General features: G+C 68.4%; 10 protein-coding genes. 5 read left to right on the top strand and 5 right to left on the bottom strand.

From position 1 onward, the window contains the following. Positions 1–72: 72 nt before the first annotated feature. The 3 genes from G3M57_RS11100 to G3M57_RS11090 form a co-directional block, all read right to left on the bottom strand. A complete protein-coding gene (locus G3M57_RS11100; RefSeq protein ID WP_163230529.1) occupies positions 73–3,030 on the bottom strand; it encodes a TonB-dependent receptor plug domain-containing protein in 2,958 nt (985 codons plus the stop codon). A 148-nt stretch (positions 3,031–3,178) separates the two neighbouring features. Then, positions 3,179–6,217, bottom strand: a complete 3,039-nt coding sequence (locus G3M57_RS11095) for a glycosyl hydrolase family 28-related protein (RefSeq protein ID WP_163230527.1) — start codon at positions 6,215–6,217, stop codon at positions 3,179–3,181. A gap of 28 nt (positions 6,218–6,245) precedes the next feature. Next, positions 6,246–9,248 carry a glycosyl hydrolase family 28-related protein gene (locus tag G3M57_RS11090; protein ID WP_163230526.1) on the bottom strand — a complete coding sequence of 1,001 codons (3,003 nt, stop codon included), beginning with the start codon at positions 9,246–9,248 and terminating at the stop codon, positions 6,246–6,248. A gap of 164 nt (positions 9,249–9,412) precedes the next feature. Here G3M57_RS11090 and G3M57_RS11085 point away from each other — a divergent pair, with 164 nt between their 5' ends. Beyond that, positions 9,413–9,979: a gluconokinase gene (locus G3M57_RS11085; protein ID WP_056751971.1), complete on the top strand. Its 567-nt coding sequence runs from the start codon at positions 9,413–9,415 to the stop codon at positions 9,977–9,979. Here the strand turns inward: G3M57_RS11085 and G3M57_RS11080 are convergent. Next, positions 9,968–10,645 (bottom strand): FadR/GntR family transcriptional regulator, encoded by a 678-nt coding sequence (locus G3M57_RS11080; protein WP_056751969.1) that lies wholly within the window; start codon positions 10,643–10,645, stop codon positions 9,968–9,970. The two genes, G3M57_RS11085 and G3M57_RS11080, sit on opposite strands and share 12 nt — an antisense overlap. Positions 10,646–11,063: 418 nt before the next feature. Here G3M57_RS11080 and G3M57_RS11075 point away from each other — a divergent pair, with 418 nt between their 5' ends. The 3 genes from G3M57_RS11075 to G3M57_RS11065 all read left to right on the top strand — a co-directional run bounded on the left by G3M57_RS11075 (position 11,064) and on the right by G3M57_RS11065 (position 13,906). After that, the gene (locus tag G3M57_RS11075) at positions 11,064–11,330 is read left to right on the top strand and encodes a helix-turn-helix domain-containing protein (RefSeq protein WP_156402100.1); all 267 of its coding nucleotides are present in this window, start codon (positions 11,064–11,066) and stop codon (positions 11,328–11,330) included. A gap of 199 nt (positions 11,331–11,529) precedes the next feature. Beyond that, the gene (locus G3M57_RS11070; protein ID WP_163230524.1) at positions 11,530–12,612 is read left to right on the top strand and encodes a LacI family DNA-binding transcriptional regulator; all 1,083 of its coding nucleotides are present in this window, start codon (positions 11,530–11,532) and stop codon (positions 12,610–12,612) included. After that, positions 12,605–13,906, top strand: coding sequence for an MFS transporter (locus G3M57_RS11065; protein WP_056751962.1), 1,302 nt, complete (start codon positions 12,605–12,607; stop codon positions 13,904–13,906). The genes G3M57_RS11070 and G3M57_RS11065 overlap by 8 nt, the downstream gene beginning before the upstream one ends. 54 nt (positions 13,907–13,960) lie before the next feature. Here G3M57_RS11065 and G3M57_RS11060 read toward each other — a convergent pair whose 3' ends face one another. Further along, positions 13,961–15,721: a PAS domain S-box protein gene (locus G3M57_RS11060; RefSeq protein WP_163230522.1), complete on the bottom strand. Its 1,761-nt coding sequence runs from the start codon at positions 15,719–15,721 to the stop codon at positions 13,961–13,963. A gap of 292 nt (positions 15,722–16,013) precedes the next feature. Here G3M57_RS11060 and G3M57_RS11055 point away from each other — a divergent pair, with 292 nt between their 5' ends. Continuing rightward, entirely contained in the window at positions 16,014–16,367 is a 354-nt protein-coding gene (locus G3M57_RS11055; protein ID WP_082564447.1) for a PilZ domain-containing protein, read from the top strand. The last annotated feature ends 54 nt before the right edge of the window (positions 16,368–16,421 follow it).

Genomic DNA, 16,421 nt, shown 5'->3' with positions numbered 1-16,421 from the left:
GCCCGGGTCGGACCGGCGGGGGAGCCGTGCCGACCCGGGCGGCCGCCCAGGGGGAGGTGGTGGGCGACTGAGTTAGAAGCTGTAGCGCAGGCCGACGTGATAGAAGCGGCCGAGCAGGTCGTAGAGCGCCGGATTGGCGTCCAGGCCGGTGTTGGTCTGCGGCGACGGCGTCGGGTCGCGGTTCAGCAGGTTGTCCACCTTGAAATAGGCCTGCAGCCCCTTGCCGAACTTGTACGAACCGCTGACGTCGACATAGGTCGCGCCCTTCATGTGGTTGTAGTCGATGGTCGGTCGGCTGGCGGTCGAGACCGGGCAGCTGCCGGCCTGGCATTCGACGTACTGGGTCGTGGTGCCGCCGAAGGTGCCGTCGCTGAACCAGCGCTCCTGTACGCTGAGGGCGAAGCGGTCGGTGTCCCAGGACTGGATGGCCAGGAACTTCCAGTCTGGCGTGGCGCCGGAATTCTGGCCGGCCGAGTCGACGGCGACGGCCCCAGGGATGCCGGGGTTGGTGACGAACTTGTGCGTGTTCGTCGCCAGGCCCCGGACGGTGAAGCGACCGGGCACGCTGGGCACCTCGAAACGGTAGCTGCTCTCGATGTCGAAGCCGCTGGTCTTGATCGAGGCCAGGTTGAAGGTCTGGGCGTTCACATAGGGCGAGCCCTGCGCCGGCGCGAAGTTGAAGGCGCCGCAGAACTGCTGCAGGCCCGAGAAGCAGAAATTGACGATCTGCTGGGCGCCCAGGCTGGAGATTCCGCCGTTCAGGACGATGTTGTACCAGTCGACCGACACACTGAAGCCCGGCAGCCAACGCGGGTTCGAGAGTACGACGCCGACGGTGGTGTTCTTGGCGATTTCGGGCTTCAGGTCCGGGTTGCCCACCACGTTCTGGAGAAGCGTCAGCGCGCCGCCGGTGAACGGATTGGTGAAGTTCGGCAGAGTGGTCGTGACCGGTGCGGCGAACAGTTCCGACAGGTTCGGCGCCCGCACGTCACGCGAGGTCACCGCCCGGAGACGGACGCCGTCGACCGGGGTGTCCCAAGTGCCGCCGACCTTCCAGGTGTAGACGGTGCCCGAGGTGCTGTAGTCGGTCCAGCGGCCGGCCATGTTGAGGTTGGCCTTGCCGGCGACTTCGGAGTTGACGAGCGGAATGTTCACTTCCGCATAGGCTTCCTTCACCGAGTACTCGCCGGCGCCGGAGTGATAGTTGCCCGCGAACCAGTTGGCGCCGGACGGCGTGAGAACCGGGTCGGCCGGATAGTCGGCGGTGTTCGGAGAGTCCGTATTGCCGTCGCCGTAGGGGTCGCCTTGGACGTGGTACTGCTCCTTGCGCCACTCGCCGCCGAACGCCAGGGACACGGGGCCGGCCCACAGCGAGAAGGGCTCGCCGCTGAAGTTGATGCTGGCGACGTCCTGCTTCTGGACAGAGTGCTGGTACGGGCCGTTCGTGGGCGTGATGTAGGCCAGGGCGGCGTCGCTGGGGCGCTGACCGCCGAAGATGTTGATCGGCACGCAGCCGTTGGCGCGCGCCACGGGATCGGCGCAGACGATCTGGCCGTTCACGGTCGTCGCCTGGATGGCCGCCCGATAACGCGGCATCAGCAGGATGTCGCGAACGTGGATGTTCGTCGTGTTCTCGCCGTGCTCGTAATAGGCGTCGTAGCGCCATTCCTTGCCCAGGGCGTTGAACTTGCCGTCGGCGCCGATCACGCCGCGATACTGGGTTCGGGTCGGGTGAACCGAGATGTTGCGCGGCAGCTGGGCGTTGCTGGTGCCGAAGTTGAAGGTCGTAATGCCGTTGGCTGCGCAGGCCGCGACGACCGACGCCGGCAGATACGGATTCGAGCACGACATCGTCAGATTGGTCGTGGCCGCACCCGGATTGGGCTGGTTGCTGCTCTCCACCCGGGCGGCGTTGAACGTGGCGTAGATCTCGTTGTTGGCGTCGAGATCGAAGCCCACGCGGGTGTAGGCGTTCATGCGCTTCAGCCGCGATTGCAGCGACGTGCCGACGCCGACATTGCCCGACAGATCGCCGCCGACGCAGAAGCCGCCGTTCGAGTAGCAGCCGCTGACCGTGCCGGCGGCGTTCTTGGCGGGCACGCCGCCACCACCGTACTGGAACTGGAACGGATTGCCGCTGAGGTCGAAGGCCGTGCCCTGTAGCGGGCCGTTACTGATCAGGCCGTACTTGGTGTACTGATAGGCTTGTGCGTGCTCGCGATAGAGGTACTGCGGCGAGCCGTCGTTGGTCACCCCGCGGTTGACCAGGGTCGCGGTGGTGTACCAGTCGCGGCTGCCGGGCGCGTCCTCGCCGAAGCCGCCCGCCGGGACGCCCTCTTCCCAGTCGTATTCGCCGCTGACCTGCACGTGCAGACGGTCATCCATGAAGTTCTTGCCGGCGGCGACCTGGGCCAGCCACTGGTGGTTGTCGCCATAGGTCGTGACGCCGGTCAGGACGTTGGCCTTGAAGCCCTCGAACTTCTTGTTGGTGATGAAGTTGACCACGCCGCCGACCGCGTCGGAGCCGTAGGAGGCCGAGGCGCCGCCGGTCACCACGTCCACCCGCTCGACCAGCAACTGCGGGAACAGGCTGATGTCCGGCACGCCCGTGACGTTGGCCGGCACGACCCGTTGGCCGTCCAGCAGGGTCAGGGTGCGGATGGTGCCCAGGCCGCGCAGCGAAAACGAGGAAAGCCCCTGCTGGCCGCTGGAGGTGCTGAACGTGCCCGTGGTCGCGCCAGTCGAACCCTGCAGCGACGGCAACTGGGTGATGGCCGTGAAAATGTTCGGCTGGGCTGCACGTTCCAGGTCCGCCTGGCCCAGGACCTGGGTCGGCGTCGGCGCGGTGAAGCCGGTAGACCGGATGCGCGTACCGGTGACCACGATCTCGGACAGGGCGGTGGCGGAGGCCGGGTCGGCCGGCGCGGGGGCCGGCTCGGTCTGCGCGCTGGCGGCCCCCGCCGACAGTAACACCGCGACTGCGCTGGTCGCGAACAAAGCGTTCAAAAAGGATGGTCCGACACCACGCATCCTGCTGCCTCCCGTTTTTCGTTGAGTCCATCGACGATGGCCTGCGGGAAAACTGTCAGACAAAAGAGGCGTGAACCATTACGACCATGGTCGTACGTCGGGTGATCGGCCGCCGGGCGAGGGGCGCGTCGGGGCCCCGTCGTCGAGCTTAGTCGCGCCGAACCGCGTACAGCGCGTGATGGGTGAGGACGAACAGAGTCCGCCGGTCGGGGCCGCCGAAAACCAGTTGTAGCGGTCGCTCGGGAATGTCCACGCGCCCCAGTTCGCGCCCGTCCGGGGCGTAGACGAACACCTGTCCGTTGGCGACATAGACGCGCCCTTCCCCATCTGTCGCGACGCTTTCGCCGCCGCGGTCCGCGAAGGCCTTCAGGTCCGTGACTGTCCCCTGCGCGCCGACCAGCCCGCTGTAGGTCTTGTTCTCCGAGCTGTTGGTGACGAACACCCGCTGGCCCGGTTTGGCCGTGGTGAAGCCGTAGGTGTCCAGCGCATCCGAGAAGCGCAATCCCCGGAAATCGGGCGGTCCCTGCTGGAACACGCGATAGGCGGGCAAGGCCAGGCTGCCATCCGGCGACACGTACGCCTTGGGCTTGGGCAGCGCCATGTCGCGGGCGAACATCTCGGCCAGGGTGGTGAACTGGTAGGTCCGCGGGTCGAGCTGGTCCTTGAACTCGCCATTGTTCCACCAGTTGACCGGCAGCACCGTAGTCGCGGCCGGATGGTCGGCGGCCGCCGTCGCCGCGATCACCGTGACCTCGGTGTCGGGAGCGCCCGGCTTGAAGCTGTAGACCGTGCCGTCGCGGCCGTCCGACGACAGCACCAGCAGGTTCCCTGAGCCGTCGACGGCCAGGTTGACCGGGTCCAGCGTGTTGTCGCGCACGATCGACAGCTTGCGCGCGTCGGACCAGCTGTAGATGCGCTGGTGGCGGCGGTCAGTGAAGTACAGCGTCCCGGCCGCGTCCACGGCGCCGCCGCCCAGGGAATAGAAGCCGTCCGCAAGCCTTTCGACCCGGGCGCCGGCGGGGAAGGTCGAGGGCGCGACGGGCGTTGGGGCGGCGACCAGGTCGAGGACGGCGAACTGGCGCTCGCGCGCCTCCAGCCCGCTGGTGACGTCCTGGATCGCGTTCTCGTACGGATACTTGGTCAGTCGCAGGAAGGTCGCGCAGCCGTTCTCGTCGCAGGTCGAAAAGCCGCTTTCGCCGTTCACCGCCACGTTGCGGAAGCGGATGTCCCGCGAGTTATAGACCTTGACCGCAGCCGCCGCCGGCTTGCGCGTCCGGGTGACGCGATAGGCATGATAGTTGGCCAGCAGGATGTCGTGGGAATCGCGGATCTCCAGCGACACGGTGTCCTCGCCCTCCCCCGCCTCCTCCTCGGTCTGCGGCGCCAGGAACTCCCAGTTGGCGACCCGATTAAGGCTGATCTCCGTGCGCATGTGATGCTCGACCGAGGCCTGGTAGACGTGGCCGGGCGTATCGGTATCGGACACGTAGATGCCGGAATAGGCGTAGGTGCTAGGACTCCAGAGGTTGGAGAAGGTCCCGCCGCCGCCGTTGGTGACCCACAGGCTGGGGTACTGGCCCGCCCAGCGCTTGGCCGGATCGGCGTCGGCCGTGGCGTTGGCGTTGTAGGGATTGAACCGCGCGCCATCGTACAGGTTCGTGCCGTGGCCGCCCTGGAACTTGACGTCCTCGACCAGCGAGTTGGCGCCCGCCGTCCACAGCAGGGCCGTGGCCCGCGGATTGATCCCCCCGGTGTTGAGGCCCAGGCCCGAGACGATGTTGTCGCCCCCGGCGGCCGAGGCGACCAGCGCCTTGGGCGCGCCGACGCCCTGATAGCCGGGCGTTCCATCGGGCAGCACGATCTGGGTGAGACTGGGGTGCAGGCCGATCAGCACGGTGTCCGGTCGGAGCTTCAGCGTGTCAGTGACCCGGTAGAAGCCGGTCGGGAAATAGACCACCCGGTGGGTGTCGATCGCCTTCTGGAGGATGGCCGTGTCGTCGGCGGCGTTGTCGCCCTTGGCCCCCAAGGATCGCACGTTCACCCAATCGGACATGACCGGCAAAGCCCGGATCGCCGGGGCGCGCCGCGCCGGCAGGGCCGGAATGGCCTCGGCCTGCATGGTAGTCCTGTACTCGCCCATCCGCCCGAGGCCCGGCAGAGTCAGGCCGTAGTTGAACGCCGCGACGCGATAGGCGCGCCCCCTGCCCGGCTCGGTCCTGCCGCTGTCGCGGAAGCGGGCGAACACCGGGGTGTTGGCGGCGACCGCGTTCTCGAAACCGACCTGGGTGTAGACGTTGTTCTCGTTGGAAATGACGACGGCGGCCTTCGAGACGTCCTCGAAGCGGACGTCCTTGCCCCATAGCCAGTCGCCATAGCCGCGATCGATATCGATCCCGACCGGTGTGTTCCGCATGGCCACATTGACCAGGGTCAGGCCCGCCTCGTGCTCGCGGATCGCCGCGTCACGCTGGCCCTCGAAGGTCGAGTCCAGCAGCACGAACCCCCAGGCCGGTGAGGTCTTCTCGGCCAGGACGCCGTAGCGCCCGCCCCTGAAGTGCAGGTCCTGCGCCATGTTGCCGACCTGGTACAGGCCCGCCAGGCCCGAGCCGATGTCGAAGTCCATATGGCTGAGATAGGCGTGCTGGGCAGCGTGGAAGCGGATCGCGGTCGCCGCCGGATTGCCCTTGCCGATCTCGAAGTCGATGTTGCTCATCGCCGAATAGAAGGTGCCGGAATTGGCGTCGGCGACGTCCTTGTTGAACGGCACGCTGCCCGGCGGCGGGAACGGCACGCGACGCGCCGGATCGGGCTTGGCTCCGGCGAAGATCACCATGTTGGCCACGCCCTTCTGGAAGCCGGGCGTCCCGTCGCCCAGCAGGATCCGCGGACGGGCGGCGCCGACCCCGAACATCCTCACCCCCGGCCAGAGGAAGAGCGTCCTGCTGATGCGGTAACGGCCCGAAGGCAGGAAGACGAGACCGCCGCCCGGCTTGGCCGCGGCCGCGTCGATCGCGTCCTGGAGAGCGGCGCTGTCGTCGGCGCGGCCGTCGCCCTTGGCCCGGACCACGACGGCGGCCGGATCATCGGGCGCCGTCGCGAAGATCGAGACCGAAGCCGCCGCCGGTCCGCTCGCCGCCACGAACAGGGCGATCAGGGCCGCGCAGGGCGCGGTGAGCCAGCTTTTCATGAGCCGTCTTTCGTACTCGGGGTCTCGGTCAGGGCGTCACGGCGTAGAGCGAATGATGGGTGAGGACAAACAGGGTCTTGCCGCCCTCGCCGCCGAAGATCAGTTGCAGCGGCCGCTCCGGCACGTCGATCCGACCCGCCAGCCGGCCGTCCGGTTCGTACTGGAAGATCTGACCGTTGGCCACGAACACCCGTCCCCGGCGGTCGACCGCGACGCTCTCGCCGCCGCGATTGGCGAAGACCTTCAGGTCGGTCAGCGTCCCGCCGGGCCCGACCTGGCCGCTATAGGTCTTGCCCTCGGATTCGTTGGTGACGAAGACCCGCTCGCCGACCGCCCCGCTGATCAGGCCGTGGGCCTGCAGGCTGTCGGCCCAGCGCCAGCCGACATGGTCGGGCGGTCCCTGCTGCCACACCCGGAAGGCGGGCAGCAACAGGCTGCCGTCGGGCGACACGTAGTGCTGGGTCTTGGCCGCGCCGACGTCGCGGGCGAACATCTCGGCCAGGGTGGTGAACTGGCCGGTGGCCGGATCATACTGGTCCCTGAACTCGCCGTTGTTCCACCAGTTGACCGGCAGCAGGGTCTTGGCGTCGGGCCGTGAGGCCGACGGCGTGGGCGCGATGAGCGTCATCTGGTCCTTGGGACCGTCGGGATCGATCGAATAGACCGAAGCCTGAGGTCCGTACGACGACACCACCAGGAGGTTTCCCGAGCGGTCCACGGCCAGGTTGGTCGGGTCCAGCGAATGGTCGCGCACCACCTCCAGACCCTTGGCCAGGGTCCAGCGATAGATCCGCTGGAAACGCTTCTCGACGAAATAGAGCGCCCCGTCCGCCCCGACGGCCGCACCGGAAATCGACCAGAACCCGCTCTCCAGCTTCTGGACCTTCCCTTCGCCGGCGGGAGCCGGCGAGGCCTTGCCGGTGATGTCGAGCACCGCGAACTCGCGCTCGCGCACTTCCAGCTTGCGGGTCTTATCCTGGATCGCGTTCTCGAACGGGAACTTGCTGGCCCGCAGATAGGTGCCGCAGCCGATCTTGTCGCAAAGCGCCACCCCGCTCTCGGCGTTGATGTGAACGTTGCGGAACCGGATGTCCGACGAATTAAACAGCTTCACCGCCGTCTCGGCGGGGTGGTACGACCGCGTCACCCGGTAGCCGTGATAGTTGGCGAACAGGATGTTGCGCGAGTTGCGCACCTCCAGCGAGACGGCGTCGGGCCCGTCGCCGACTTCCTGTTCGGTTTGCGGCGCCAGGAACTCCCAGTTCTGGACGTTGTCGAGCACGAACTCGTTGCGGACGTGGTGCTCGACCGACACCTCGTAGATATGGCCGGGCGTGCTGGTGTCGGAGATGTAGAACCCCGCCGAGGCGAAGGTGTTGGGGCTCCAGACGTTGGCGAACGTGCCGCCGCCACCGTCAGTCACCCAGATGCTGGGATACTGGGCGTCCCAGCGGCCGTCGGCCACCGGGTCGCCGCTGCGCGCCTGGGCCGCGCCGAGCGACTTGCCGTCCATGGTGGGCGTGCCGCCGCCGCCCATGATCTTGACGTCGGTCACCTGGGAGTCCGCGCCCGACCGCCACAGCAGCGCCGAGGCCCTCGGGTTGACGCGCCCGGTGAAGATCCCCAGCCCGAACAGGACGTTGTCTCCGCCCTTCGGCGTCTCCAGCACGGGCGCGACCGGTCCGACGCCCGCGTGGCGCGGATTGTCGTCGGGGATCACCAGCTGGGTCACGGCCGGATGCAGGCCGATCAGCACGGTGTCGGGCCGAAGCCTCAGGGTGTCGGTGACCTTGTAGAAGCCTGTCGGCAGGTAGAGCACGCGGTGGGTGTCGATCGCCTTCTGCAGGGCGGCGGTGTCGTCGGCCTGGCCGTCGCCCTTCACGCCCAGCGTCCTGACATTGGTCCAGTCGGCGACCGGCGGCAGGGCGCGCAGGGCCGGCTTGGCAGCCGCCGGCAGGGCCGCCAGCGCGGTCATGTCGACGTTGGTCTTGTACTCGCCCATCTGGCCCAGGCCCGGCAGCGTCAGGCCGTAGGTGAACGAGGCCACCTTGTAGGCGCGGCCCTTGCCGGCCACGGTCTTGCCGCTGTCGCGGAAGCGGGCGAACACCGGGGTGTTGGCGGCCACGGCGTTCTCGAAGCCAACCTGGGTGAAGACGTTGTCCTCGGCGGAGATGACCACCCCGGCCTTGGAAACATTCTCGAAACGGACGTTCTTGCCCCACAGGCTGTCGCTATAGCCGCGGTCGATCTCGATGCCGACCGGCGTGTTCTTGATGGCCACATTGACGAGGGTCAGGTCGACCTCGTGCTCGCGGATCGCCGCGTCGCGCTGGCCGTCGAAGGTGGAGTCGATCAGGGTGAACTGCCAGGCCGGCGAGGTCTTCTCGGTGACGATGCCGTAGCGGCCGCCATGGAAGTGAACGTCCTCCATGATGTTGCCGGCCTGGTAGACCCCGGCGAACGCCGAGCCCAGGCGGAAGTCCATGTGGCTGAGGAAGGCGTGCTGAGCCATGCGGAAACGGACCGCCGCGGCGGCGGGATTGCCCTCGCCGATCTCGACGTCAACGTTGGCGATGGCCGAGTAGAAGGTTCCCGAATTGGCGTCGCGCACCTTGGCGGTCGCGGGGACCACCGTCGGGACGGGCACGGGGATGTCGCCGACCTGGTACTGGTCGCCGCCCGTGAAAACGATCATCGTTCCCACGCCCTTCTGGAAGCCCGGCGTGTTGGGCGCCAGCACGAACACCGGCCGGGTCGCGCCGACCCCGAAGATCCGTACCCCCGGCGGGATCAGGATGCTGCAGGTCAGGCGATAGCGGCCCGACGGCAGGAAGACCAGGCCGTGGCCGGTCTTGTCGCGCGCAGCGTCGATGGCTTGCTGGACGGCTTGGGTGTCGTCCGCGCGACCGTCGCCCACGGCCTTGACGGTGATCGCGCGCGGATCGACCGGCGCGGTGAGCAGAACCGAGCCGGTCGAGGCCACGGCCGGCGTCGAAATGGCCAGAAACGCCGCCAAAAGGACCGCTCTCATGCCGCTCTCCTCGTCGCAATCCCTTATGGATAAGGAAACCGCCCAGGCCGGCCATCCTCGACCATGGTCGTAGTTACGTCCCGTCGCCCGCCCGGTAGAAACCGATCTCAACCTGGGATCGGCCCGTCGATCAATCGCCGTTGGCCGGACATCAAGGGATCCGCTTGCAGCCGCCACCCCGCCTCGCCCCCTTCGCCGTCATCGCCATGGGCGTGAGCGGGAGTGGTAAGTCGACGCTGGGCGCCTTGCTGGCCCGCAGGCTGGACTGCCCGTTCCTGGAAGGCGACGACTTCCACGACGCCCAGGCCGTGGCCAAGATGAGCGCGGGCCAGCCCCTCGACGACGCCGACCGATGGCCCTGGCTCGATCGCCTGGGCCTGGCCGCCGGTGAAGTGGTCGCGTCCGGCGGACGGGTCGTGGCGGCCTGCTCGGCGCTCAAGCGCGGCTATCGCGAACGCCTGCGCGCCGCCATCGGAGCTCCCACCCGCTTCGTGCTGCTGGACGCCGGCCAGGACGAACTCCTGCGACGGCTTACCCAGCGCTCCGGCCACTACATGCCCGCCAGCCTGCTGGACAGCCAGCTGGCGGCCCTCGAACGCCCAGGACCCGACGAGGCGATCTTCATGCTGGACGCCGCCGCGCCGCCCGGGCGGCTGTGCGACCAAGCCCAGGCCTGGCTGGACAGCGACGCCCATCTGGCCGGCGACGCGATCCGCGCCTCAGGGCATTAGCCGCTTTCGCCCGCGCGAGAGGTGCCAGCGCATCGCCAGGGCGGCGCTGTCTCCATCCTGGGCGCGGATCGCCTCGACGATCATCTCGTGCTCGCGCATCATCTCGGCGATCGCTTCCGGCGGCCGCGAGCGGGAGATGTCGACCCCTGCCCGCATGATCCGGTCGACATCGGGCTGCAGCGCCTCGAACGTGACCAGGAAGGCCGGGTTGGCGGTGGCCTGCACGATGCGGCGATGCAGTTCCATGTCTTCGGCGTGGGCCGGCGCATTCGACAGCAGGGCCTCCCGTAGCTTCGACAGCGCCTCCTCGATCCCGACCATCTCCTCGGCCGAGCGCCGCGCCGCCGCCAGCCGCGCCGCCTCGGCCTCGAGCACGAACCGCACCTCGTAGCTGCCCAGCGTGGAGGGCAGCTCGGAAAGCGGCATGTAGGCGCCCAGCTTGTCGGACGGCCGGTTCTTGACGAAGGATCCGGCCCCGCGCCGGGCCTCGGTAATGCTGTCGGCGGCCAGCCGCACCAGGGCTTCACGCACGATGGTGCGCGACATGCCCAGCGTCTCGGCCAGGCGCGCCTCGGACGGCAGGCGATCGCCGACCGCCAGGCCGTCGGTGTTGATCATCTCGACGATGGCGGTATAGGCCCGGTCGGCTAGGCGGCCTTGGCTCATCCAATGGATCTCCCACGCGGCCGCCGTGGTGCGGTCACGCTTTCAAGTTTCACAAAAAACGCCCGCCGGCCAGCACCGGCGCCGCGCCGAGGATCGAGACGGCCCACCTGGGTCACCTGCCGACGGCAGGAGCGCGAAGCCCCGGCGGCCGTCCCCGACGCACGCAAATTGCTCATTTTTCTGCGCTTTCCCTCCGCCCCGGGGCAGTCGCTCCGAGACAAATCTGTATGACAGATTTTTTGTTTCGACCCAAAAATCAGATTTGTGCACGCTAACATTGACCAGCACGCTTGAATCTGTCCAACTAATATCGCTAGGTTCGCCGAACACGACCGCCTGCCGGCAAAGACCGGCGCACCGACCAAGGCGGAAGCCCGACCGTGACAAGACGGCTGGTCGGAGGAGGAAAACGCAGGGGATGACCATGACCGAGATGAAACGACGGGACGCCGACGGGGATCTGAACGTCGGCTTTTGCGAACTCACACCGACCCAGCTGAAGGTCCTGGAAGGGGTCAATTCCGGGCGGCTCAACAAGCAGATCGCCTTCGACCTCGGGATCGCCGAGGCCACGGTCAAGGCGCACATGACGGCCGTAATGCGCAAACTCAACGTGCACAACCGCACCCAGGCGGCGATCGCGGCGCGCATGATGAGCTTTGGGACGCGGGCGGAAGCTCAATAGCGCATATCCGTCCGTCGAGATGCGCGCGGGCGGCGACCGTGGTGACCCCCTCCTCCCGTTCGGGCGGAATTTTCGCCCCGGATCGCCCACAGCTTGCCATGCCGGGTTCGCCCCGCCCCTATGGCCTCGCGCCGGAAACGCGCGTGCAACGGTCCGGGCAGCGGGTGGCGTCGTCGGCGGACGTCGGGAAGGGTATCCATTGAGCAAGCCAGACCGCCCGCGGGGGGCCACCATCGTCGACGTCGCGCAACGGGCCGGCGTCTCCCGCATGACCGTGTCTCGCGTCATCAACGACGGGGCCAGCGTCCGGGAGACGACGCGCGAGGCCGTGCAGGCCGCGATCCGGGAGCTCAGCTATGCGCCCAACCTGGCGGCCCGAAACCTGGTCATGGCCGGCGAGTTGCGGATCGGGGTGGTCTATTCCAATCCCAGCGCGGCCTTCATGAGCGACTTCCTGGTGGGGGTGTTCGAAGAGGCCACCAACGCCGGGGCGCGTCTGATCCTGGCCCGCGGCGAAAACGGCCATCCCCCGGCGGAAGCGGACCTGGAGAGGTTGCTGGCGGCCGGCGTCCAGGGCGTGGTGCTGGCCCCGCCCCTGGGCGAATCCGCCGCCGTCCTGGGCGTCCTCCGGACCGCCGGCTTGCCCGTCGCGGTGGTCGCCGCCGGACGTCCGGCGGCCGACGCGATCAATGTCCGCATCGACGACCGGCAAGCCAGCTGGACGATGACCCGGCACCTTCTGGACCTGGGCCACCGGCGGATCGGCTTCATCGCCGGCAATCCCGACCAGACCGCCAGCGCCGAGCGCCTGGAGGGGGCGCGCGCCGCTATCGCCGCCGTTCCGGGCGCCGAACTCCTCCTGGCCCAAGGCGCCTTCACCTACGACTCGGGCCTGCGGGCCGCCGAGCGGCTGCTGGATCGCGCCCCGGCGCCCACGGCGATCTTCGCCAGCAACGACGACATGGCCGCCGCAGCGGTGTCGGTGGCGCACCGTCGACACCTCGACGTGCCGCGCGACCTGACGGTGGTGGGTTTCGACGACGCGACGGTGGCCACCACGCTCTGGCCGCCGCTGACCACCGTGCGCCAGCCGGTGCGGCAGATGGCGGCGGTGGCGCTGGACCGACTGATCCGCGCCCTGCGCTCATCCGCGCCAGCCGGGGGAGCGGCGGCGGACCATGTGCTGGACCACGCGCTGATCCAGCGGGAATCCACCGCGCCGCCGCGCCCGATCGACACCCCGCCCGACGCCGGAACCCACGGAGCCCGTCCTCATGTCTGAACCCGCCGAGGCCCAAATGGAGAAGGCGACGGTCAGCCGGATCACCGCGCGGCTGATGCCGCTGTTCTGCCTGATGTACCTGATCGCCTACATCGACCGGCAGAACGTCTCCTACGCCAAGCTGGAGATGGTGAAGGCCCTGGGGCTCAGCGAGGCCGCCTACGGGCTGGGCGCGTCGCTGTTCTTCATCGGCTACTTCCTGTTCGAGGCGCCGTCGAACCTGATCCTGGCCCGGGTGGGCGCGCGGGTCTGGTTCGCCCGGATCATGTTCACCTGGGGGCTGGTGACCCTGGCCCTGGGCTTCACCCAGAACGCGGCGATGTTCTACGGCCTGCGTTTCCTGCTGGGCGTCACCGAGGCCGGGTTCTTCCCTGGCGTGCTCTACGTGCTGACCCTCTGGTATCCCCAGGCGCACCGCGCGCGGATGGTGGGCCTGTTCATGATCGCCAGCGCGGTCGCCAACGCCGTGGGATCGGCCGTCGGCGGGCTGCTGCTAGACCTGGACCAGGTGTTGGGCCTGGCGGGCTGGCAGTGGGTGTTCCTGGCCACCGGCGTCCCGGCCGTCCTGCTGACGCCCTACGTCCTGTGGAAACTCCCCGACGGACCGACCCAGGCCAAGTGGTTGCCTGAGGCTGGAAAGGCGTGGTTGGCCGGCGTGCTGGACCATGAGCGCGGCGGCGCGGTCGATGACCATCGCGGCGCCTGGAAGGCGATGTTCGATCCGCGCGTCCTGCTGCTGGCGGGACTCTATATCGGCATGCCGCTCGGAGCCTATGGCCTCAGCTACTGGCTGCCCACCATCGTCAAGTCGTTCGGGGTGTCCAACACCGTCAACGGCCTGGTGAATGTGATCCCTTGGCTGCTGGTCGCCGTCGCCCTGTGGCTCGTCCCGCGTCACGCCGCGCGCCATGGCGCCAGCGCCTGGCACATCGCCGGACCGACCCTGGTGGCGGCGGTCGCCCTGACCCTGAGCGTGATCCTGCCGGGCGCGGCGCTGAAGTTCGCCATGCTCTGCGTCGCCGCTCCAGCCATCTTCTCGGCCCAGCCCGTGTTCTGGAGCCTGCCGCCGAGCTTTCTCAGCGGTCCCCGCGCGGCGGCGGGCATCGCGGCGATCAACGCGATCGGCAATCTGGGCGGCTTCATCGCCCAGAACCTGGTGCCGCTGGTGCGCGACGCGACGGGCAGCGATCTGGCGCCCATGCTGGCCCTGGCCGGCGTGCTGGTGGTGACCAGCATCCTGATCTTCTACGCCATGGCCCGACTGGACCGGACCCGAAGCGGGGCGTCCTCCTAGAACCTTTTCCGCGGGACACCGGTCCGTCGTCGGACAATGCGCTAGAGCAAGGATCTAGAACGCGCCTTCAGGAGGCCAGGTGATCTGCGGCAGGGCGGACGCCGGGGCCAGGCGACCATGGTCCAGCGGCGCGTCGATGGTGCAGACGACGCCGGCCTCGTCGAACTCCAGGCTTACGACGCCGCGCAGTTCGGCGGCGAGGCTGCGGGTGAGCAGCCGCGATCCAAACCCGGTCGCGGCTGGCGGCGAGACCTTCGGCCCGCCGGTCTCGGTCCAGGTCAGGTGCAGCATGCCCGAGGGCTCCACGGCCCAGGTCAGCGCCACGCGCCCCTCGGGCCTCGAAAGCGCGCCATATTTCAGGGCGTTGGTGCAGAGCTCGTGAAAGGCCATCGACAGCGTCAGGGCGGCGTTGGGTCCCAGCGAGACCGGCGGGCCTTCCAGCGTCACCGCCGCGAGGTTCGCCAGGTTCGGCGCCAGCACGTCCGTGGCGATCTTGGCCAGTTGCGCGCCCTCCCACTGCTGACGCGTGAGGATGTCGTGCGCCCGGCTCAAGGCCATCAGACGGGCGGTGAACGCCTCGCGGGCCTCGGGCAACGACAGGGTCCCGCGGAACGTCTGGGCGGCCAGGGACTGAACGGCGGCGAGGTTGTTCTTCACGCGATGGTTCAGCTCATTGACCATCAGCTCCAGGCGTTCCTGCGCCCGGCGACGATCATCGATGTCGATACTGGCGCCGATCCACCCGGCGACGCCGCCCTCCCGATCCAGGACGGGCTCGGAGCGCGAGAGGAACCAGCGGAACTGCCCGTCGCCGCGGCGTACGCGCAGCTCGGCCTCGAAGCCCTTGCCCGTCTTCAGGGCGCCCTCCCAGATCTTGGCGGCCCGGACGGCGTCGTCGGGGTGCAACAGGGACGCCGGGTCGACTTCGGCGCCCGGCGAGACGCCGGTGAACGCGAACCACCGATCATTGAGAAACTCGACCTCGCCACGATCGGAGGACATCCACACCATGGCGGGCGCCACATTGGCCAGGGTCAGCAGCCGCGCCTCGCTGTCCCGCAGCACCGCTTCGGCGGTCTTGCGCTTGGTGACGTCGCGATAGAACACCGCGACCCCCTCGGGCGTCGGCTGGGCGCGGATCTCCAGCCACATCGTCCCGCGCCCATCATTCCACGGCTCCTCGAAAGCCAGGGCGACCTGGGCGCCCAGAACCTCCCTGTACCTTTGCCGCAGCCGCTCGGCCTCGGGACCCGGCCAGATCTCCTCGTGCGTCCTGCCCAGCATGGACTCCGCAGATCGCCCCTCCATGCGGAGCGCCGCCTGGTTGACCTGCAGCACCCGCAGGTCCCGATCCATCAGCACCAGGGCGTCGAGCATGTTGTCCAGCACGCTCTGGCTGCGATCCCGCTCGACCTGCAGCGCCTGCTGCGCGGTCAGGCGATCGCTGATGTCGCGGATGAAGCCGACGAAACTGAGATCGTCGCCGTCGTCGATCCGGGCGACGGAAAGCTCGACCGGGAAGAGGCGTCCCCGACGATCCGTCGCCACGACCTCGATGCGGCGATTGAGGATGCCCGGCGCGCAGGTTTCGAGATGCCTGCGCAAACCTTCAATGTGAGATGGCCGGTCCGGCTCGGGAATGATCAGCTCGGCCATCGGCCGTCCGAGCGCTTCCTGCCGAGACCAGCCGAAAGTCGCCTCGGCCTGCCGGTTCCAATCCCGCACCCGTCCGTCGACGCCCATGATGACCGTGGCGTCGAGGGCGGTCTCCAGCACAAGTCCGATCGGCGAGACCTTTTTGGCGTCAGTGGTCAACGGCACCCTCGCCCCATGAGCCCTACGAGAAGCTTCAACGCACACCCAGGCGCGCAGACTGGCGGCGCTCCATCCCCCATAGCAGATGTGCGCAAGCCTCGCGGTCAAGCCCCCAGGCGTGGTATTCGGTCGCGCCGAGTGATCTCGAACCGCCCTCCCCGGCGACACGGACTCTAAGCTTTCGCCAGGAAAACCTGGCTAGCGTTGCGCTCCGGCCCGACGAGCGAGTGGGACAACACGCCGCAACCAGGGCGCTAATTCCGATTAACCATCCGCGCCTAGCGTTTGGGTCATGATGTCGATCAACGATTCCGGTTCGGACGGCGCCGACCGTCGCAGCCACCCTCGCTACAGCGACCGCAGCCCGGTCTATGTCGGTGACGGGGCGCTTGCACGACGATGCCGGCTTGTCGACGTATCCAGCGGCGGCGCGCGGATCTTCGTCGGCCGAGGCGCGGACCTTGCCCCCCATGTCATACTGGTCGATCCACGGACGGGCCTCAGTCACCGCGCGGCCGTCGTCTGGCGGAGCGAAATCGAGGCGGGGGTTCGCTTCCTGGAAGAAGGCGTTCGCTATCGCGTCATGACCTGCACCGGCGATCTGGGCTGGAATACCGGCCGGGAGTCGTACCGCCAGGCCTCGTAAGGTCGCCGGTCTCCGCCCCTCCAGGACGGGCGTTCGTTCCGCGCCAGGTCGATG

It is taken from the genome of Caulobacter rhizosphaerae, from assembly GCF_010977555.1.
Taxonomy (GTDB): Bacteria; Pseudomonadota; Alphaproteobacteria; order Caulobacterales; family Caulobacteraceae; genus Caulobacter; species Caulobacter rhizosphaerae.
Note: the sequence above shows the minus strand (reverse complement) of the source record. Positions and strands in the feature narration are given on the sequence as shown.